The sequence below is a fragment of the Gloeotrichia echinulata CP02 genome, assembly GCA_038087035.1.
Lineage (GTDB): Bacteria > Cyanobacteriota > Cyanobacteriia > Cyanobacteriales > Nostocaceae > Gloeotrichia > Gloeotrichia echinulata.
The window spans coordinates 1,654,678-1,676,123 of sequence record CP051187.1; the positions used below are offsets into that span (position 1 = coordinate 1,654,678).

A 21,446-nucleotide genomic window follows, 5' to 3' on the forward strand; every position below is an offset into this window, starting at 1 on the left:
GTTACTACTACCTTTTTGAAAAAGCCCAAAGATATGCATCACTTTTTTTGCATAAAAAGCCAGCCATGCTTTGGTGCTTCTACTTGCTTGATTGAGTTCCTCCCCCACTTAATCTTCAAGCTTGGTTATAACACCTTTATTTGCTCAGAATGAAACGGAACAGGGAACAGAACACAAGGAACAAGGAACAGGGAACAGGACACAAGGAACACGTAACAGGGAACAGGGAACAGGGAACTCTTAAAACTAAGCCACCCAGAAGCAATGGCTCCCCTTTGTGGGTGCCCTGCTTTTCCCTATTGTTTATTGACTTTCATTTTTGATTTTAAGATAAGTTCGGCTAATCAGGTAAATATTTCGATTTTGTTGCCGATTTGTAAAATTTTCCCCGCTACCGATGCGGGTAATCGTGTATTCACACTCAATCTGTAAAAATGATGAAAACGGGATAAAGCTACCCAATCTGGTAAGTTAGCTTCCCGCTGTTGTACAAATATTTTTTGAAAGTTTGGGTAAGCTGCACCTGAGTCAGGATCGCGTGTGGGGACTACACAACGCTGACAGGGATTAATGCCAAAAAAGTCCACATCTCCTACTCGGAATAAAATTGTACCATCACTTTCGCTACTAAATAACCTATCTTCCCAAAATGGTGGTACACCGTCAATCTCAAGATTGGCACGTATCCGACGGCGCATTTCAACAACACTCATACCAGGGAACCAGGAAGCCACTTCTGTCAAAGTTGCTGTACTAATCACAGTCGGACCGGGTGATTTTGTATCATCGGGAAAGCCCGTCAGAGAATTTTGCACTAATCTGACAGCAAAGCCAAAAAAATCACTCAAAGTTGCTTCTAGCGCTACAGGTTTCTCATCTAGATGAAAAACTTGTGGTGAGTCTGTGTTGGGAACTTGTAGGGACAGCGTTCTATTTAAGATGGAAAATTGTGCCCGTAGTAAATGAATTTTGGCATGGCGTTTACCATTGACAAACTTACCTTGTTCGTCAACAATTGCAAACCCACGGTCATAGTCTAGTGCGCCACTGGCGAGAACTTTGACGCTCTCAACTTCCACACCATCGAGGGACTTAATCGGGTAGAGTAAAATTTTGGCTAGGTACGGCATGACAACTTACGCAACTGGCACATATATCTTCTATTATGCGAGTCAAGTATCAAGTGTCTAGACTCAAAAGTCCGGGTTTTTTCGACTCTTGACTTTTGACTCTAGACAACCTCTACGAAAAAAAAATATGACACGCAGCTTTAGTCCTATTTTTTTACTCATTACTCAGCACTCAGGGAGAGACCACTTTTTCAAATAAAAATTAACTATGGATATAGTGGTGATTTATCGATTCCGCCAATGTTATTGAGCGGCCAAAAACGAACTACGGCACGACCGATGATATTTTGCTTGGGTACAACACCCCAGCAGCGGCTGTCATAGCTACTATTACGGTTATCACCTAGCACTAAGTATGAGTTGGTAGGTATAGTCTGGGGTTTAGCCAAAAATGGCGGTTGTTGTCCAGAAGTGCAAACATCAATTACTGTGCGCTGCTTTGAGCCAAGATACTTTTCTTCTTGGAGAGGTTTGCTGTTAATGTAAACTTTTCCTTCCCTCAGTTCTACTTTGTCTCCAGGTAAGCCAATGACCCGTTTAATAAAAGCATCGTGGTATTGTTCTTTTTGTAGTTCAGCCGTGGGGGAAAAAACTACAATATCTCCCCGCTCCGGTTGAGAAAATTTATACTTTAATTTATCAACAATGATCTTGTCTGCCTCCCACTGATTTGGGGTACCGTGCAGAGTGGGTTCCATTGAGCCGGAAGGAATCCAGCGAGCTTCCGCCACAAAGGTACGAATTCCCAAGGCTAGAACGATACTTAAGACAACGGTTCTACCTAGCTCTGCAATCCAGGAATTATCAGGTTGTTGACTAGAATTGTTATCAGACACTTGATTTTGCATGAAATTACGGAAGTAAAGAAAATAATCAGGTAATTAACTCGCCCAAGGAGACTGTTTTTTTATCTTAACGGGAGAACTTAGATTTCCTGGTTATATTGGCATCTTGACAGGGTTATCAATAAAAACAGGACTTACGCGGCGAGGCTATTCGTGGATATCGGGCATAGGGTATAGGGCATAGGGTCCCTATGACCCATGCCCCATGCCCAACCCAAACCCTTGATGTTTCGTTGCTCATGCATAAGTCCTAAAAAATAAACTTTTTTTAACCTGTAGCAGAAATTGACTACCAAGAGTGCAACCAAGTTTATCCTAAAAGGATAGTTATCGGTTATGTCTAGCTCTGGTGTTTTCACACTGTTAACCCCATGTCATCTGCAAAAAGTTTATTGATTCGCGGCGCTCGCATAATTTTACCTAATGGAGAATTAATGGTTGGGGATGTGCTGATGCGCGATCGCCAAATAGTCGAAGTTGCACCAGAAATCTCCACCACAACAGTTACCACAGCAATTGACGCTGAAGGGTTAACTTTGTTGCCAGGAGTGATTGATCCGCAGGTGCATTTCCGAGAACCAGGACTAGAACACAAGGAAGATTTATTTACTGCCAGTTGTGCCTGTGCCAAAGGCGGAGTCACCTCCTTTCTAGAAATGCCGAATACGCGCCCTTTAACGACGACTCAGGAAGCTTTAGACGATAAGCTACACCGAGCCTCGACCAAGTGCCTAGTTAATTATGGCTTTTTTATTGGCGCAACAGCAGAGAATCTGTCAGATTTGTTGGCAGTCCAGCCGACACCAGGAATTAAAATTTTCATGGGGTCGATGCATGGTCAGTTGCTGGTTGACCAGGAAGCAGCGCTGGAGAGTATATTTTCTCAAGGAGACCGGTTAATTGCCGTTCATGCGGAAGACCAAGCCAGAATTAACCAACGAAGACAAGAATTTGCTGATATTCACGATCCCGCTGTTCACTCCCAGATTCAAGATAATCAAGCCGCACTGTTGGCTACTCAGCTAGCCTTAAAACTTTCGCGAAAATACCAACGTCGGCTACATATTCTGCATATGTCAACAGCCGAAGAAGCCGACTTGCTACGTCAGGATAAACCAAGTTGGGTAACGGCTGAAGTGACACCACAGCATTTAATGTTGAATACCAGTGCTTATGAAAAAATTGGCACCTTGGCACAAATGAATCCACCATTGCGATCGCCCCATGATAATGAAGTCCTGTGGCAAGCTTTGCGCGATGGTGTGATTGATTTTATTGCCACAGATCATGCACCACACACCTTAGAAGAAAAAGCCCAAGCTTACCCCAAAAGTCCTTCAGGTATGCCTGGGGTAGAAACTTCCTTGGCTGTGATGTTAACTGCCGCTATGGCAGGTAAGTGTACCGTTGCTCAAGTTGCTAACTGGATGTCAAAGGCTGTGGCTATTGCTTATGGTATTCCCAATAAGGGAGCGATCGCACCTGGTTATGATGCCGATTTAGTGCTTGTAGATTTAAACACTTATCGCCAGGTCCGCCGTGAAGAATTGTTAACCAAGTCTCGCTGGAGTCCTTTTGAAGGCTGGAACCTTACCGGATGGGCTGTAACCACTATTGTTGGTGGTGAAATTGTTTATGACAAGGGGATATTAAATACCTCAGTGCGTGGTCAGGCGCTAACTTTCTTGTCAGGGAGTTCCAAGTAAGGGACTGACAAATAAATACAGGACTTACGCACTAGGCTATTCGTGGAGATCGGGCATGGGGCATAGGGCATGGGGCATGGTAAAGATTCCCAATGCCCTATGCCCAATGCCCAAAGTCGGCGGGCGGCTGTCCCTCTCCACCCACAAGGGGATGGAGTTTCCCGCCGACTTCCAATAAATATACAATCGTAGGGTGCGTCAGCAGCGAGAAACTCAAGACTGACGCACCTTACTGTGGATAATTTACAGCAATTTTCATTCATTTGAACCACAGATCTTCGTAGGGGCGCAAGGCCTTGCGCCCCAAAAGCGTGGTCTATTTACCTGAAAATGGCTGTAATTTCTGGAAGTCTCTAAAACAGTTATCAGTCCTGTAGAGGTGGGGGTCTCCAACTCCCAAGGACTGAGGGAAATCTTAACTAAAGAGCTCTTAACAGTGCGGAACGAAGTGTTAAGAGTTCCCTGTTCCCTTCTTGATGAAGGGTTTTTTGGTATTGTCCAGTATATAAATACTTAAAATTTTTGCACAAATAAAACCGGCTTACTATATAATAATCCGGGTTTATTTGTGCAAGCAAAAAATCCTGAAAAGCTGATAAATAGGTAATTTTATCCATATTTACTCTTCATTGTTATAGTGCATACACTTAAAAATATATTGCCCATCTAAATAGCAATATATTTTCAATATTAAAAAGCGTATAAATACGCGCTCATCAAGTATTTATACCATGCAAATTTTTGATTATTATCTTACTTAGGTAATGCATATATATAGCGATATAAGAATATCTTTTCGAGAAAAAATATTTGAATCACTTTATCTCATTAATTTAAAATTGCCAGTTTTCACGGTATAGATCGTGGACTTCTAGTGGGAACAATAAACCCAGGAACAAGTTAGATAATTTATATAAGCCGTGAGAATTGTTTAACTTTTCTGAAATATATTTGGGTATTCAAGCATCCAATTTATCTCTTATTCGCTATAGAGAATAAAAATTGGGCTAAACCATGCTGACTATTTTTTGTAAAAAATCTATTTTCTTCCAAGAAAAGTTTACATGTGGTTAATTCCTCCTTAAAAATTGTTTGTTTTACTTCGGGAAATTGGCTGTTACTGAGAATCATTTAACCAAAAAGCTGATGAGCCTGCGGTAACATCCAAAAATCCGCCAAAATCAATATCTACTGTGAATTGGTTACTTCGGCAATCAAGCTAGTCGATATCAATTGTAGATACATCTTCTGTCGAATAATTTTTCCCTGATTTTTTTACTAATTGAGAACACAAGGATAACAATGATAATTAATTACACTGATGAACGTGGTAGTGGCAGATAGGATAAGGGTCAAACGATTTTGGATTTGGGATACTTCTCTACGAGAGGCTACGCCAACGACTTCCCTGCGGGACGCTGCGCGAACGCTCAGTACAAGTTTTGGATTGACCCCGACCACAAGGGGCAAACAATTTTAGATTTGGGATACTTCGACTTCGCTCAGTACAAGTTTTGGATTTTGGATTAAATCTAAAATCTAAAATTCTGCGGGGCCTTGCTCGAACCGAAACAATCTAAAATCTAAAATCTAAAATTGGCTTGGTCAATCCGATTCAGTTTTGGCTAAATCCTAAGCTGGAAATTCCTTCGCTAATGGTAGAATTGAATGGCGTAATTTCGGCTTGGCGATCACCGTCATTCCCATAAATTAAACGCACTCTCAGATAACTATCGGGTTTATAGGACATTCGTTCTGCCCATTCAATCGCCACAATTCCTGGTATGACCTCAATACCTTCCCAGTAGCTTTCTAAATTTAAGGCTGCAACATCTTGTGGTTCTAAGCGATATAAATCAAGGTGGTAAAGGGCGAGGCGTCCTTCTGTATACTCATTAATGAGGGTGAAAGTGGGACTTACAATGGGTTCAGCAATGCCCAAACCTTTGCCAATGCCTTGGACTAAAGTGGTTTTGCCAGCACCTAAATCACCCTCTAATAAAATTACACTACCAGGGGTCAGGGATTCACTAAGACTGATACCCAAACGTAGTGTAGCTTCTGCGTCTTTGAGAAGAATTTTCATCAGAAAAATGGGTATGAAACCCCGTCCTTCTAGGACGGCTTTACATGGTATAATCAGCACAGCCACTAGGACCTTAATTGGTGGGTGAAACTCCCAGTGGCGGGACGTTCTGGTTAAAAGGCTGTTACTCTACATGGGTAAGGAGGTACTCTGTACTCCAGTCCCAGCCCCCACAAACAAGGACAATTAAGTGAGTGAGTAACAAGCATACGATAAGTAGACCCAATGGGCAGTTTACGCACTGCTTGGAGGGAGTAGGCGCGATTGACACCGCGCATCGCACGACACTGGGATACGGGTAAACGGTTCTGGGAGTTGTGGTACGAGCAATGCCATTCCTGGTATCTCCTTTTAAAGAATCTCCTCGCCTTTAGGCAGGAGAGTGTCAAAATTTGTTATTGGTCATTAGTCATTAGTCATTAGTCATTAGTCATTAGTCATTAGTCATTTGTGATTGGTTATTTGACAAAGGACAACTGACAACTGACAAAGGACAAATTCTCATTTGGCGTGATGAGCTCCACTGTACCAGCGCAACAATACTCGCGCTAGTTTCTGGGGATTGTGACGGACAAAACCGGTTTCATCTTCATACAAAATATTTGCTGGGACAATCCGGCGTCCTAGTTTGGTGACAGCTTCTCGATCAAGGAACACGGGATGGGAATTTTGTTGAGCGTAGCGGATGAGTGATTGGGCTGATGGGGATTTTTTATGTACGAGTACAGCATCAAAAAGCCGTCTTTGACCAGAAGCCGCATCAATTGCGCTGATGTGGTCAGCAACAGTGTATCCCTCAGTTTCTCCAGGTTGAGTCATGATATTGCAAATATAGATGCGGGGGACAGTTGTGGCGGCGATCGCATCGGCAATTTGTGGGACTAATAAATTAGGAATTAAGCTAGTATAAAGACTACCAGGACCAATAATAATGTAATCAGCTTCTTTAATTGCCTTGATAGCAGCTGGTAAAGCTGGGGGATTAGCAGGAATGCAGCCAATTTTCACAATTTTACCTCCGGCTTTGGGAATGCTAGATTCGCCCTCAATGCGGCGACCGTCCGCTAATTCTGCCCAGAGACGAACATCGCTGAGAGTGGCTGGTAAAACTTGTCCCCGTACCGCTAGGACTTTGGAACTAGCTGCAACAGCGCGTTCTAAATCCCCAGTAATGTCACTCATCGCGGTTAAAAACAAATTGCCAAAACTGTGACCTGTCAAGCCATCCCCAGCACGAAAGCGATATTGAAATAATTCTGTTAATAATTTTTCCTCATCTGCAAGCGCAGCCAAACAATTACGAATATCCCCTGGTGGTAGCACACCAAATTCCTGGCGCAATCGCCCAGAAGAGCCACCATCATCGGCGACGGTAACAATAGCAGTAATATTGGCACTGTAGGTTTTCAGTCCCCGCAGTAATGTAGAAAGTCCTGTACCACCACCAATCACTACTATTTTCGGGCCTCGGAACAATCGCCGATGGGCTAACAGCACATCAATCAGGTCCTCTTCGCCATGTGGTCTTAAGACTTCAGTAATTGAGCCGACAGTGCGAGTTTGTCCCCAAAGCACCAACAGCAAACCGCACAGTATCACCAACGGACCACTGATATAGTTGGGTAAGATCTCGGTGAGTACTCCCAGAAAACCCTTAAGCAACTCCAACATCCAAAAAATGGGGGTCAGCTTAATCCAAATAGCTAACCCCAGACTGACTAACACTACACCCCCAAGACTGATCAATAACCAGCGTTTTATGGAAAGCCCAGGGGATAACCATTTGAACCACTGGTTCACCCGATAGGAAGTGCGACTGCGCGACTGCTTTTGCATGACGTTGAGGGCTTGTCTAAGAAAACCGATTGACATACCTGATTCGGAGCGGTGGTATAAATAATAATTAACAGAAAATGTACACTACCTGGTTTCAACACCAAGCATGGAATTATTACATTTTTCAAACTGTTGACTTTTGGCTCTCGATAACCTCTAGTAGTCTGTCAATTTTGTTTTGAGGGATTTTTGGTAGTGTGAGCGTCTCGCTCACGCGGGCAAGATGCCCGCACTACAGTCCATCATTTTTATCTTGACAGAGTACTAGAAAAAATATGACATGCAACTTGAGTCTTATTCCAGTAGACTGAGCATGACTCCTGAAAGTTGCCAGCATTTGTAGTCAAACAACAACCTAGTACCGCTGCACGGAATTCACCTGCCAAATTCAAAATTCAAAACGCCTAATTTCTGGGATTTTGTAGCTCTGTGAAGATTGTATTTTTATTTCTGCCCTATTGTACTAGTTTGGTGAAACTAAATTTAATTAATGGAAAAACGAATTTTAGGATTAGATCCAGGACTGGCAATTGTAGGCTTTGGGCTAATTAGCTGCAAAGAAAATCAAACCAAAGTCCCAGACACAACCGTAAATATGCTGGATTTTGGTGTAATCAGAACTTCTGCAGATACAGAAATGGCACAGCGCCTATGTACGTTGTTTGACGATTTGCACACCCTGATAGAGGAGTCGCAACCGGATTTGGTTGCGATTGAGAAATTATTCTTCTATCGTATGTCAAGTACTATCGTAGTTGCACAGGCACGGGGTGTACTCATGTTAGTTTTGGGTCAACGTCGTCTCCCCTATGTCGAATTTACCCCTGCTCAAATTAAACAAGCTTTAACTGGTTATGGCAATGCCGATAAGTCCGAAGTCCAAGAAGCGGTAGCGGGGGAGTTGAATTTAGATGAGATTCCCAAGCCAGATGATGCTGCTGATGCTTTAGCAGTCGCCTTGACTGCTTGGTATCAGGTATAGGTTTTCCAATTCACCGGAAATTTGGGTTTAAAGCCTCGCCCTTCTAGGGCGACTTTTGGTCAAATTACCCGTATTTTCCAGAAATAGCTAGAAAGCAAATTGGTAAGAATATGAGCAACAATAGGCACTAATAAGTTCCCACTCAAAAGGGTACTATAACCAAGCGTTAGCCCAACAATAGTTGCCCAAATTACATAGGGCCATTGTTGCTCACCGCTGAGGTGTAAGACGCCAAAGGAAAGACTGGATACGATAACTGCTACATGATCTGATCCTAATGCTGGCAGCATCACGCCGCGAAATAATAATTCTTCACTCAAACCTGGTAGCAACCCCAGCCAAATTATGTCAGGTAAGGCTAAGGGCTTTAGCACCAAATCTAGGTAGTAATCTGCACTTTTACGGTAGGGAGGGCACAAGCGATAACCTAAACCACTTAAAACCGTGATGATTAATCCCAATCCTAACCCCAGGAAAAAATCTCTGGGGTGCCACCGCCAAGAATATAGGGAAAAATCACCAAAGCGCAACCAAAGTTTGGCGACTATCCATAAAATTATAGCAGTCGCTCCCATCGCTCCCAGTACTTGGATGCGTGTCAGGTAGGGAATTTCTGGCTCTTGTCTTTTTTGTTCAACCACGGGTGTTTAGGGAGGAGTGGGGGAGTGGGGGAAGAATTGTGGAATCGTGACAAATAACAAATAACAAATAACTTATCAAAAATCTGGGTCTAAAACCCCGTCGTTCTACGACGGCTTTTGGTATAATAGCCTTTGTGGAAGGGTAATCAACCACATAAAAAACCCATTTGCTACCTAACAAGTAGACGCTGCACCTTCTCCCAAAGGGAGAGGCTACGCCAAGACAACTAAATCTATGGGGTTCTACTTCGTAGTTCTAGTATCGCCTGGAAGTAGGTAAAAGATTTACAGGTACTAGACTAACAGCATTAAACTGCAAACAAATTTTGCACTATGTGCAACTATGGTCGGGCAGACCAAAAGTTAACGCTTGGGGAGAGAACCACCTCTGGCTTAGATACCGCAAGGGGTCTAGGCTAAGTGGACTCGTTGAACCAAGAATCCTTAGCCTTTAGGCTAAGGAGTGTCAATGTAGTCTGAGGGTGAGGGGATTGATACCTGTTTTGAGTGCTACCAATACACCCACTGCTTCTAAATATGAGTTTACCTGTATTGCTTTAATCCCCAAAGCTTGGGCAGGAACATTTATTTGAGTTTTATTTTCCTCCACGGTGATAATTTGGCATCGCTTTTGACTTAAAGTTAGTAAGGCGCTACTGCCACAAGCGGTTGCAGGTGCGATCGCCACATCAACTTGATCTGCCCAAATATCCTCTTGTAGATATGGACTCAATCCCTTTTCTATAATAAATTGTGGTGCGCGGCTCAAGCCAACCAGAACACTTGGTAAAAAAGTATAGCCTAATTCTTCGGCGGCGGAACGGGGAGATAAATTAGGATCTGGGGGTACACTCGCCAAAGCTGGAGAATGGGCGCAAGGAATTTGAAAGGTTCGCACTAACAAATGACTAATCACAGCTTCTGCGCCCGCTAGAGGATCGACGCCTTTACCGTGGCGGTAATTTTGCGCTGCTTCCTCATCCAGATTATCGGGGAAACGGGCAACAACTGCGATCGCTTCTGCGCCAGTTTTTTTAATTAATTTCTCTGCTGCCCTTAATAAACTATCAGGATTACCAATTGTCCCCCAACTTGCACCCGATGGGGCTATCTGTAATTGTACATTTAACGGGGCATCAGTAATTACATAATCTGTGATGGTCAAGCCCAAGGTAGCTCTGGCTGCATCCGCTGCTTGCAGGTGTCGTAACCGCAAGTCTGGTTCTATCCCTTGGTCTAAAAGCAAACCTATTTTGTTACTGCGAACGGGACGTAAACCCCAGCATCCAGCGGCAAATTTGTCAAGTCCAAAACCTTCCACGTAGAAAGAGTTAGGGATATTCCAATACAAAGAAGCGCCATTGAGGACATTGGGGTGAGTAATCAGGCGATCGCAAACCTGTGCTAAAACTTTAGCTACTGGTAGTGCGTCTCCTGCATAACCACCAATCGCTGCTCCAATGCCGGTAGGTATAATCAAAACAGCGGTGTAGGGACTTTGCATGTCAGTGATGAGTTAGAAGTTACTCACTTTTCACTCCTAACCCTCAACTGTCACCACGGCTTCTACAGTAGCTATTTGCTGTTGGTCATCCACAGAGGTAATCGCCCAGCGTAGGGGTTCGCCTTGTTTTTGCAACTCGGCTTCGATGGCTTGTTGTAGTTCGGTAGGGGTTTCTTGGAGGTCGATTTCTGCTGTAATAAAATGGGTAGTCATGGCGGTGAATCCTGTTGAGTATATTAGACCTGAGTGAATATCGCCTTTGGGTGGGCAATGCCCACCCAACGTATAATTCAAACCTCAAATATAGCACTTCTATTTGATTTTTGAACAAAAAACAATAGACCTATAGCAAAAGTAGATCTTTTAAATTAAACCACTTATTTGTCTTTACCAAACTGCAACTGATAAAGTGTGTCTTCTTTTTCGGTTTCTACTTTGATATCTGAAAGGGGTTTGGCGACACAAAGCAATACATAACCTTGTTTTTGTAAATGTGGACTCACCCCCATACCATCAGCTTGATTGACCATTCCCTCAATAATTTTACCGGCGCAAGTTGTACAAACGCCAGCATGACAGGAACTAGGTAAACCCAACTCGGCTTTGTCAGCAGCTGATAAAATGGTTTGATCTTCAGGGACTTGTAAAGTATGAATTGACCCTTGGTGGTGAATTTGAACGGTGTAAGTTTTGGTCATATACAAAAGCGGTGCAATTTAACGGACAAAGTTAATATTTTATCTGATGAGTAGACATACAGCAATTTTCATTTCTTTGAACCACAGATCCCTGTAGGGGATCTAGGCCTTGCGCCCCAAAAGCGTGGTCTATTTATCAGAAAATCATTGTAATATCTGTATTATACCTGAGAGCGATCGCACCCTAGGCTCACCACAAGAGCGATTTAGGCTATAATTTAAGCAAAATATCCGAAAATTTCGGCTCTTGCGTGTGTAGCGTGCTTAATTATTAATGAAAGTCGATTAAATTGCTTTAATAACAAGGCTTACAGGCGTTTATAATTTGATTTTTAGTAACAGTAGCTCAAATACAAAAAATAATGGCTTTTATCGGAGCCACACAAGGGTTTCAAACTTATTTTTTAACAAATTCAGCACGCTAAGTACGGAAGAGCCTCGATTAGGAACTATATCTAGTTCAAATAACTGATGAAATAAAATCACTCTATTATGCAGTATAATATCAAGCCCTTGTTTATTCATGGAAACGTAGTAAGGATCAGATTTGGGAGGTATCTCTACACCAATTTCTTCATATTCTTTGTCTTGAGGTGCGTATCCAAAAGTCAACTCAGCTTTCCAACCTTTACCAGAAATTGGATGTTTCAAGATTTCTGGCTTATTGGTTCTTTTAGATGAATGAAAATATATAGGTTTAACTTCTTGAACTTCGTGTTTAGCTTGAAATTTGTATCTAATACCCTTTGGACATGTGAAAATCTCATTTTCAAATAAATTTCCTTGATTGGTTTCCTTCCAGAATGTTAATTCTAAATTCATCTTTCTATTATCTGCTGACAAAAACCTTCTATATCTTGCGCCTAACATTGGTTTAATCTCTCTTTTTATTTTATTAATATCAAAAACAACAATTGATTTTAAATTAATTACTGAGATTTCAGTACCAGACTGAGATTGAAAATCCGCATAATAAGTTGGAATATCGCCAAATTCTAGTTTTTTAATTAGTCTTGCTTTAGGTTCATCAACTACTTTTGTTAGCAAATATTCAAGTGTACCCAATGCGGCGATTGCTTGCTTCATTCCCAAACCATGTTCATTTAAAGAATTAGGCTTTTGACGACCAGCAGGTGTAATTGCTTCACCTAATTTATCTTGAGAAATACCTGCTGCGTTATCAGTAATTGTCAATTTAACTGCCTTATTGTTTTTATTAAGCAATAATTTGATTGTCACTTCTAGTATATCTATATCTGTTCTTCTAGCTGCGATAGAATTATCTATTAATTCCGAAATAATATCTAAATAATTATAAGTATTTTTACCTAATTCATCAAAAATTTGATTAGAAGGTTTAACTGTAGTTGCATAGGGGCACTTTTCTAGTTTATCTAGGTTCATACTAGTCAGTAATTGGGTAGTAAGCGGTATTTTAAATATTGTATCAGTATAGATAGACTATGGAGCTTAAACTAGGTTTTTAGTAATTATAAAATTGTTGCATAAACTCTGAAGGGGCGACGAAACAAGCTCAAAAGCTTTGTATGTAAGGAGGGCAACGTTTTGTGGTAGAAAAAGATAGGTCTACTTTTGTCAATAAGACCTATCTAATGATAATGTTACCTGCATTCTACCAAAACCACTTAAAAAGTCAATTAAGTTTAGCAGAATACTTGCTGCTAAAAATTTTAATCCATCTATTACAGTCAATCAAAGAAGTAACTTTAGAAAAGTTAGCAAATGCGCTACCTTTGGCAGTTAAATTTGAGAGTAGAAGAAAGAGAATACAAAGATTTTTATCATTACCAAATCTCACCATTGAGAAAGTTTGGTTTCCCATTATTAAAGAATGGCTGGAAACATACTTCAAAGATGAAAAAATTATTTATATAGCAATTGATAGAACTAATTGGAGTCGGATAAATTTATTCATGGTGAGTATCATTTGGGATAAAAGAGCAGTACCAATATATTTTACTTTATTGCCAAAATTAGGTAATAGTAACATCGCTGAACAACAAAAAATATTGTCTCAAGTAATACCAATCTTTAAAAACTATAAAATCTGTGTATTAGGTGATAGAGAATTTTGCTCTGTCAAACTGGCAAAGTATCTCCAGGGATTGGATGTGTATTTTTGTTTGCGATTAAAAAAGAATGAGTTTTTGCAAGTTGAAAAAGATGTTTTTGTTGAGTTAAAAAATCTGGGTTTAGTACCGGGAGTTTCTTTTTTTATCAAAGGAGTTAAAGTGACAAAGACTCGGGGTTTTATGAGCTTTAATGTAGCGGCTAAATGGAAACGTAAAATCAATGGAGTAGCACCGAAAGAAGGATGGTTTATTTTAACAAATTTTGACGACTTAGAGTCGGCAATATCTGCCTATAAACAAAGATTTGATATAGAAGAAATGTTTAGAGATTTTAAAACAGGTGGTTATAATTTAGAAGAGACTAATGTTGAAGGCAACCGATTTATTTCTCTAGTTTTACTGATAACGCTCGCTTACACTTCTGCCATGATTCAGGGTCAAAAAATTAAACATAAAGGAATACAAAAATATGTAGCTCGTGTTAAAGAGTCTGGTCGCTCTGTGCGGAGACATAGTAGTTTTTATGTTGGCTTGTATGGTCAAACTTGGGTCAATTTCACAGATATTTGTATGGAATTAGTGACAGAATTAATGAGAATTAATCGTAATAAGCGCAAGTATTATCAACAGGGATTGAGGGCTATGAAGCTTATCGAGTCTATGTTTTAGCTTATTTCGTCGCCCCCTCAGGCATAAACTGCTTATAAGGACAAACTCGGATAGGTTTTGGCAATCTCTTCCGCAGTTTTTCCTTTAAATAGATATTCATATAAAACGGTTTCTATTCCAATACGATGACCTTTAATGCGAATATCATCAGCGGCAAGGAAGTCAAAATAATTATTTAAATTCATAAGTTGATTATAGTCCTTGTAATCTAAGTATATATAGTTTTTCCGTAGTTTAACAGAGTTGAGAGGAATGAGGGAAGACTATACATTAAGTATAAATTATAATTTGCCAAAACCATTGACCAGTAATGCTTTTAGCTCAGAAAATAAGGTAAAATTTGATAGCTAAAGTCTGCTAAAAATTGCCCCATTATTAGGGGGATATCAACCGAATGGAGAATATAAAAATGCTAGAATCATATCGTGAACAGGTTGAGCAAAGAGCATTACTCGGAATTCCCCCCTTACCTCTAGATGCAAAGCAAACAGCACAACTGTGTGAATTACTGAAAAATCCACCCCAAGGGGAAGAAGAGACATTATTAGAATTATTGCGCGATCGCGTCCCTCCTGGTGTGGATGCTGGTGCTTATGTTAAAGCTGGATTTCTGACTGCAATTGCTAAAGGTGAAATTACCAGTCCGTTGATTTCGCCTATAGACGCGGTGGAATTGTTGGGAACAATGGTGGGTGGTTATAATGTACAATCTTTAATTGACTTACTGCAAATTCCTGCGGTATATCTATCAGACTCTTCCACAACACCTCTGGCGATGGGAGGACAAGGAAAGGCTTGTCCTGAGCGGAGTCGAAGGGAACCGATTGCAGCTTACGCCGCTACTGCCTTAAGCAAAATCCTTTTGGTGTATGATGCTTTTCATGATGTTTTGGAGTTATCGAAAACTAATCCTTTTGCCAAGCGGGTAGTAGACTCCTGGGCTGAAGCTGAATGGTTTACGATTCGTCCCCAATTACCGGAAGCTATCACCGTTACCGTCTTCAAAGTCCCTGGAGAAACCAACACCGACGACTTATCCCCCGCAACCCATGCTACCACTCGCCCAGATATTCCCTTACACGCCTTGGCTATGTTAGAGTCACGGCAACCGGGAAGTTTAGAAACCATTGTTGAGTTGAAGAAAAAAGGACATCCCGTTGCTTACGTTGGCGATGTGGTAGGTACTGGTTCCTCCCGTAAGTCTGCCATTAACTCAGTATTGTGGCATATGGGAAATGATATTCCTTTTGTACCAAACAAGCGGGCAGGGGGTTATATTTTAGGTGGGGCGATCGCTCCCATCTTTTTCAACACAGCCGAAGATGCTGGTGCTTTACCCATCCAGTGTGATGTCACCAAATTAGAAACTGGTATGGTGATCACCATTCATCCCTACAAAGGCGAAATCACCAACGAATCTGGCGAAGTCCTTTCTACCTTCACCCTCAAACCCGATACCATCCTCGATGAAGTCCGCGCAGGTGGACGAATTCCCCTATTAATTGGACGTACCCTCACCGATAAAACCCGCCAAGCACTAGGTTTACCACCCAGCACCTTATTTATCCGTCCCCAACCACCTGCTGACACAGGTAAAGGCTATACCTTGGCACAGAAAATGGTGGGTAAAGCTTGCGGTTTACCCGGTGTCCGTCCCGGTACATCTTGCGAACCGATTATGACTACCGTTGGTTCTCAGGATACCACAGGTCCGATGACCCGCGACGAATTAAAAGAACTCGCCTGTTTGGGTTTTAGTGCTGACTTAGTAATGCAAAGTTTCTGTCACACTGCAGCCTATCCTAAACCAGTAGACATCAAAACCCATCACGAACTCCCCGACTTTTTCGCCCAACGTGGCGGCGTAGCTTTGCGTCCCGGTGATGGTATAATCCACTCTTGGTTAAACCGGATGCTATTACCCGACACCGTGGGAACAGGTGGTGACTCCCACACCCGCTTCCCCTTGGGAATTTCCTTCCCCGCTGGTTCTGGTTTAGTAGCTTTTGCAGGCGCGTTGGGTGTGATGCCTTTGGATATGCCAGAATCAGTTTTGGTACGATTCAAAGGAGAATTGCAACCCGGAATTACCTTGAGGGATATTGTTAACGCCATTCCCTACGTAGCAATTCAAAAAGGCTTGCTGACAGTAGCCAAAGAAAACAAGAAAAACGTTTTTTCTGGCAGAATTTTAGAAATTGAAGGCTTACCAGATTTGAAAGTTGAACAAGCCTTTGAACTCGCCGATGCTACAGCCGAACGTTCTTGTGCTGGTTCTACTATTAAACTGAGTCAAGAGACAATTTCCGAATATTTACATTCTAACGTAGCCTTGTTAAAAAATATGGTAGCACGGGGTTATAACGATGCGCGGACTATTCTCCGCCGAGTCGCCCAAATGGAAGAATGGTTAGCAAATCCCGTGTTATTAGCAGCAGATGCAGATGCTGAATATGCCGAAATCATTGAAATTGACTTAAACGAAATCACCGAACCAATTGTAGCCGCTCCCAATGACCCCGATAATGTTAAATTATTATCGGAAGTTGCTAATGATCCAGTACAAGAAGTATTCGTAGGTTCTTGTATGACCAATATCGGTCATTATCGCGCAACAGCAAAAGTATTAGAAGGCGCAGGTGAAGTGAAAACTCGCCTGTGGATAGCACCACCAACCCGCATGGATGAACACCAATTAAAAGAAGAAGGTGTATATAGTGTTTTTGGTGCTGCAGGTGCAAGAATAGAACTGCCAGGTTGTAGTTTGTGCATGGGAAATCAGGCGCGAGTTGCTGATAACACAACCGTATTTTCTACCTCAACCCGCAACTTCAACAACCGCATGGGTAAAGGTGCGCGAGTTTATCTTGGTTCCGCCGAATTAGCTGCAGTTTGTGCCTTGTTAGGACGCATTCCCACAGTACCAGAATATCTTGATATTGTAGCGCAGAAGATTCATCCTTTTGCCGAGAATTTGTATCAGTATTTGAACTTTGATCAAATCGCCGGTTTTGAGGATGAAGGGCGCGTGATTTCTAAAGAGCAGGAGGCTTTGTTGGTATAATCTAATTAGGGTGGGCTATTTTAGCTCACCTGATTTTATTACTAGGGTGAGAATGCCGGCAAAAGACATTTACCATAATGCTGTTAAAAATGCCTTACTCGCTTTCTGTTAGAAGATTACAGTTCGCGGAGCGTCCTCTAGGGAAAGAATTTTGAGCTTCTGCATTCGCGCAGCGTCTGTCTTTGCTACGCAACGCTACCGCGAACGACACGCTACGCGAACGCAGAGAAGGCGCATTCGCGAAGCGTTCTCGAAGAGTAGGCGCAAAGAAGGAAAATTATAGGTCAATACAGTTCAGTTAAGGAAAATTGTCGTAGGGGCACGGCACGAATAGAATTGTCATTAGAAGAAAAAATTTTGGATGCCGTGCCCCTACAGTCTATATCATTCGAGCCTAACTGAACTGTATTGAATTATAGGTAATCTTAGACCGGGAAGGGAGTAAGTTTATTTTAGAGAAATATCAAGTATCACTATTAATTATTGATTTACAGCCAGAGGAAATTTTCAAATGGATAAGCTAACTCATTATCAAAATCTCATCAAGCAAATTTTAACAGAGTATCAACAAATTTCAGCACAAGTTCCTGATGATGATGTAGATGAAGAATTAATTTTTGACGATGAAAGACGCCAGTATCTCTGGTTTAATATTGGTTGGAAACAAGGAAAGAGAGTTAAAGCAATTTCTGTTTATGTTCGGATTAAAAATGAGAAAATTTACATTGAAGACGATTGGACAGAAGAAGGAATTGCTACTGAATTATTAAGGGAAGGTGTACCAAGAGAGGATATTGTTTTAGCTTTTCACGATCCAGAAACTCGTAAATTGACTGAGTTTGCCGCTGCTTAAAGCTATAATTTAGTTTAGTAGGGTGCGTCAGATTTTATAATTTGGTGATGAACAACAGATTTTTGACATCTGACCCACCCTACAAATTGGGTATTTTTGCAATAGTTTCAGATGAAAATTAATTTTTATAACAAAGTATGAAAAATCATCTAATTTAAATCAATCAAATTGCGAGGAATATTAATTAATGAGCAGCCCATCTTTTATCAATGACAAAAATCTTTATGATCAAGATTTTTACTTATGGACACAAACCGTTGTCCAACAGCTAAAAGAGAATAAATTTAACGAAATAGATCTACCTAATTTAATTGAAGAAATTGAAAGCATGGGGAGAAGTGAAAAACGGGAGTTAAAAAGTCGCGTAATTGTGCTATTAATGCACTTATTGAAATGGCAATATCAACCAGAAAAACGTAGTGAAAGTTGGCGCAGTACCATTTCTGAGCAGCGCATCTGTATTGAAACATTATTAGAAGATAGTCCAAGTTTGCAAACTCTACTCGCAGAATTGTTTGCAGATTGTTATCAAAAAGCTCGAATAAAAGCATCTGATGAAACAGGTATTAAATTAAATTTTTTTCCTCAAGAATCTCCTTTTACCTTGGAAGAAACATTAAAAATTAGTGAATAATTATTTATAAAATTAAACATCGTAGTAAGGCTTATGAATAAGAGGAGATTAAAGAATGATTGAATTACATCCTGAATTTTTAACAAAAAATGGGCAAAAGGAATTTGCTGTTTTGTCTTATGAGGAATTTCTGAAAATTCAAGAATTGTTAGAAGATTTAGAATATTTAAGAGATTTTAGGGATGCTAAACAGGAAGAAAAAGAAAGTAATTCAGGATGTTTAGACGAAGTAAAGAAGATGTTGATATCTTGAGGATGAAGGGCATTGCAAATGCCAACTAAAGCAAGTAAATTAGAACGGGTTGCGCGGAAACTAGGATGAATAAAAAATTAGAGTTACCATTTCAGCAAATTTTATCAACAGAAATACCTGATATTATTTCTCAAAGCTTTGACAACTCTTCTACTTTTATAGATAACATGAAATTGCCAGTACATCGCTGGTTTAGATACAGTGCTGGTTTCTCTGCACAATGGGTTGAAAAGATAATCACTCAAGCTAAAGAACAAGGAGAAGTAACTATCTTAGATCCATTTGCCGGTTCTGGTACAACCTTAATTGTATCTGAAAAATTGGGAGTTCCATGTTATGGCATTGAGGCTCATCCTTTTGTTGCGCGTATAGCCAAAACTAAACTTTTGTATCAAACTAATGTTGATGCCTATCTTGAACATATCAAAAAAATTATCGCCTGTGCTGAAAATCTACAATCTTCCATAGATAAATATCCCAAACTGATTCATGATTGCTTTAGTATTCCCTCACTCCAATCTCTAGATAAATTGCGGCAAGCCTGGGAAAAGCTTGCTGATGAATCACCTCAATCTCAATTAGCTTGGTTAACACTTGTATCTATTCTTCGCCATGTTTCTCATGCGGGAACTGCACCTTGGCAGTATATTTTACCCAATAAACAGAAACAATCTCCTTTAGAACCAATATCTGCTTTTCAGCTAATGGCAGAAACTATAGAAATAGATATGAAAATCGCCGCAAAAACAGCATATTCTGTTGCCACACTTATTCAATCCGATGCTCGAAATTGCCACGGAGTACCTGATAATTTTGCCAATTTAGTAATCACTTCACCACCATATGCTAATAACTATGATTATGCAGATGCTACACGTTTAGAAATGTGTTTTATGCAAGAAATTCATGGCTGGGGTGATTTACAAAATGCTGTGCGGCAATATTTGATTCGTTCATGTTCTCAGCACGTCACAAATAAAAATGTAAATCTCGATGAAATTCTGGCATCTCCTGAACTAGATCCAATCAAATATAATATTATTCAAACCTGTGAGCAGTTATCTCAAGAGAGACATTTACATGGGGGTAAAAAGAATTACCATTTAATGATTGCCTGCTACTTTTTCGATATGGCTAAAGTTTGGATAGCGCTGCGTCGAGTATGTAAAACTCCAGCAACAGTTTGCTTTGTGATTGGTGATTCGGCTCCCTATGGTATTTATGTTCCAGTAATTGAATGGATGGGTTTATTAGCACAATCAGCAGGGTTTGAGACTTGCAAGTTTGAAAAAATTCGTGACCGGAATGTGAAGTGGAAAAATCGGAAACACAGAGTGCCTCTTTGTGAAGGCTATTTATTGGTTCGTGGATAAGGTAATATAAGTAAATTACTGTTTATAGATGTAATGGCAGAGTCATTTTCACATAAATGGGGACAGATTATTGGGAATCTCATCCAAGAATTTATTCGCGAGACGCTTCAGCAAGTAGCTGATAAGCATGGTTTTTATTTGGACTATCAAAAGAAACGGAAGGCACGAATCACCAAAAAGGTATCATGGCAGGATCGCTATGGTAATTATCATGACCTTGATTATGTATTAGAAAGGGGAGGTACAGAAGATACTCTCGGTCTACCAGTCGCATTTATTGAGACTGCATGGCGGCGCTACACCAAGCATTCTAGAAATAAGGTTCAAGAAATTGAAGGTGCGCTTATTCCTCTTGCAGATACCTATAATCACCTTAACCCATTTCTAGGTGCTATTCTAGCAGGTGTGTTTACTAAAGAAGCAATCAGTCAATTAGAGTCTAAAGGCTTTAAAATCCTTTATCTTGACTATGAAAATATAGTAAAGGCATTTGCATTGGTTGAGATAAATGCCTCTTTTAACGAAAGTACATCAGAAGCTGAATTTCAAGATAAGCTGGCTCAGTGGAATAACTTATCAAATCACAATATTGTCCAAATAAAAAATCAAATACTCAGTCTTGAAAAAACAAAAATAGATAAATTTATTAATAGTTTAGAACAATCATTCGCCAGAATAGTTCAAACGGTAACTGTGATTGTTCTACATGGAATATCTCATCAATCCGCCACTATTTATAATGCTATTGAATATATACAGGATTATTCAGATAATCTACCTACAACTGCACTAGCATTGAAGTATGAAATTGACATTCGTTATAATAATGGCGATACAATTCATGCAATTTTTCAAAATAAAAATGAAGCAATAAAATTTCTGAGAACATTTGTAGGTGTAATATAGATAAAGTGATTCGCTCAACATTTCTGGAGTTACCCAAATTCTATAATTTCACAAAAACACAGACAAAACCTGCACTTCGACAAGCTCAGTGACCACCTCCGCAGGTTGGAAAAACCTTCTCTACGAGACGCTACGCGAAAATATTGTGTTAGTCCACGGAGGTGGACTTTGCT

General features: G+C 40.5%; 19 protein-coding genes. 9 read left to right on the top strand and 10 right to left on the bottom strand.

The annotated features are described in order from the left end of the window. Nucleotides 1–344 precede the first annotated feature (344 nt). Together HEQ19_07285 and lepB are read right to left on the bottom strand one after the other, a co-directional pair. Complete coding sequence (locus HEQ19_07285) at nt 345–1,130, bottom strand: MOSC N-terminal beta barrel domain-containing protein (protein ID WYL99357.1); 786 nt, start codon at nt 1,128–1,130, stop codon at nt 345–347. A gap of 206 nt (nt 1,131–1,336) precedes the next feature. Further along, complete coding sequence (gene lepB, locus HEQ19_07290; GenBank protein ID WYL99358.1) at nt 1,337–1,978, bottom strand: signal peptidase I; 642 nt, start codon at nt 1,976–1,978, stop codon at nt 1,337–1,339. Nucleotides 1,979–2,346: 368 nt separating this feature from the next. Between lepB and HEQ19_07295 the strand changes: the two genes are divergently transcribed. Further along, on the top strand, nt 2,347–3,681 hold the full coding sequence (locus HEQ19_07295) for a dihydroorotase (GenBank protein ID WYL99359.1): 1,335 nt from the start codon (nt 2,347–2,349) through the stop codon (nt 3,679–3,681). A gap of 1,615 nt (nt 3,682–5,296) precedes the next feature. Here HEQ19_07295 and tsaE read toward each other — a convergent pair. After that, nucleotides 5,297–5,767 carry a tRNA (adenosine(37)-N6)-threonylcarbamoyltransferase complex ATPase subunit type 1 TsaE gene (gene tsaE / locus HEQ19_07300; GenBank protein ID WYM03295.1) on the bottom strand — a complete coding sequence of 157 codons (471 nt, stop codon included), beginning with the start codon at nt 5,765–5,767 and terminating at the stop codon, nt 5,297–5,299. Nucleotides 5,768–6,268: 501 nt separating this feature from the next. Beyond that, nucleotides 6,269–7,639, bottom strand: coding sequence for a gluconeogenesis factor YvcK family protein (locus tag HEQ19_07305; GenBank protein WYL99360.1), 1,371 nt, complete (start codon nt 7,637–7,639; stop codon nt 6,269–6,271). Nucleotides 7,640–8,093: 454 nt separating this feature from the next. Between HEQ19_07305 and ruvC the strand changes: the two genes are divergently transcribed. Continuing rightward, entirely contained in the window at nt 8,094–8,585 is a 492-nt protein-coding gene (gene ruvC, locus HEQ19_07310) for a crossover junction endodeoxyribonuclease RuvC (protein WYL99361.1), read from the top strand. A gap of 59 nt (nt 8,586–8,644) precedes the next feature. On the opposite strand, the gene HEQ19_07315 is transcribed toward ruvC, so the two are convergent. From HEQ19_07315 to HEQ19_07335, 5 genes are all read right to left on the bottom strand, one after another. After that, nucleotides 8,645–9,226, bottom strand: a complete 582-nt coding sequence (locus tag HEQ19_07315) for a CPBP family intramembrane glutamic endopeptidase (GenBank protein ID WYL99362.1) — start codon at nt 9,224–9,226, stop codon at nt 8,645–8,647. Nucleotides 9,227–9,692: 466 nt separating this feature from the next. After that, on the bottom strand, nt 9,693–10,730 hold the full coding sequence (locus HEQ19_07320) for a DUF3326 domain-containing protein (protein ID WYL99363.1): 1,038 nt from the start codon (nt 10,728–10,730) through the stop codon (nt 9,693–9,695). A 36-nt stretch (nt 10,731–10,766) separates the two neighbouring features. Beyond that, nucleotides 10,767–10,943, bottom strand: a complete 177-nt coding sequence (locus tag HEQ19_07325; protein ID WYL99364.1) for a hypothetical protein — start codon at nt 10,941–10,943, stop codon at nt 10,767–10,769. 164 nt (nt 10,944–11,107) lie between these two features. Further along, nucleotides 11,108–11,428 (bottom strand): 2Fe-2S iron-sulfur cluster-binding protein, encoded by a 321-nt coding sequence (locus tag HEQ19_07330; protein WYL99365.1) that lies wholly within the window; start codon nt 11,426–11,428, stop codon nt 11,108–11,110. A 369-nt stretch (nt 11,429–11,797) separates the two neighbouring features. Continuing rightward, entirely contained in the window at nt 11,798–12,832 is a 1,035-nt protein-coding gene (locus tag HEQ19_07335) for an ATP-binding protein (GenBank protein ID WYL99366.1), read from the bottom strand. Between the two features lie 215 nt (nt 12,833–13,047). On the opposite strand from HEQ19_07335, the gene HEQ19_07340 reads away from it, so the two are divergent. Continuing rightward, complete coding sequence (locus tag HEQ19_07340) at nt 13,048–14,190, top strand: IS4 family transposase (GenBank protein WYM03296.1); 1,143 nt, start codon at nt 13,048–13,050, stop codon at nt 14,188–14,190. Nucleotides 14,191–14,222: 32 nt separating this feature from the next. Here the strand turns inward: HEQ19_07340 and HEQ19_07345 are convergent, their stop codons facing one another. Next, a complete protein-coding gene (locus tag HEQ19_07345; protein WYL99367.1) occupies nt 14,223–14,375 on the bottom strand; it encodes a DUF433 domain-containing protein in 153 nt (50 codons plus the stop codon). A 224-nt stretch (nt 14,376–14,599) separates the two neighbouring features. Between HEQ19_07345 and acnB the strand changes: the two genes are divergently transcribed. The 6 genes from acnB to HEQ19_07375 all read left to right on the top strand — a co-directional run bounded on the left by acnB (nt 14,600) and on the right by HEQ19_07375 (nt 21,273). Then, nucleotides 14,600–17,254 (top strand): bifunctional aconitate hydratase 2/2-methylisocitrate dehydratase, encoded by a 2,655-nt coding sequence (gene acnB, locus HEQ19_07350; GenBank protein ID WYL99368.1) that lies wholly within the window; start codon nt 14,600–14,602, stop codon nt 17,252–17,254. A 511-nt stretch (nt 17,255–17,765) separates the two neighbouring features. Next, a complete protein-coding gene (locus tag HEQ19_07355) occupies nt 17,766–18,107 on the top strand; it encodes a XisI protein (GenBank protein WYL99369.1) in 342 nt (113 codons plus the stop codon). 187 nt (nt 18,108–18,294) lie between these two features. Next, nucleotides 18,295–18,741 (top strand): DUF29 domain-containing protein, encoded by a 447-nt coding sequence (locus tag HEQ19_07360; GenBank protein ID WYL99370.1) that lies wholly within the window; start codon nt 18,295–18,297, stop codon nt 18,739–18,741. A gap of 55 nt (nt 18,742–18,796) precedes the next feature. Beyond that, complete coding sequence (locus HEQ19_07365; GenBank protein ID WYL99371.1) at nt 18,797–18,994, top strand: type II toxin-antitoxin system Phd/YefM family antitoxin; 198 nt, start codon at nt 18,797–18,799, stop codon at nt 18,992–18,994. Nucleotides 18,995–19,059: 65 nt separating this feature from the next. Beyond that, nucleotides 19,060–20,367 carry a DNA methyltransferase gene (locus HEQ19_07370; GenBank protein ID WYL99372.1) on the top strand — a complete coding sequence of 436 codons (1,308 nt, stop codon included), beginning with the start codon at nt 19,060–19,062 and terminating at the stop codon, nt 20,365–20,367. A 33-nt stretch (nt 20,368–20,400) separates the two neighbouring features. After that, nucleotides 20,401–21,273, top strand: a complete 873-nt coding sequence (locus HEQ19_07375) for a hypothetical protein (protein WYL99373.1) — start codon at nt 20,401–20,403, stop codon at nt 21,271–21,273. Nucleotides 21,274–21,446 lie beyond the last annotated feature (173 nt).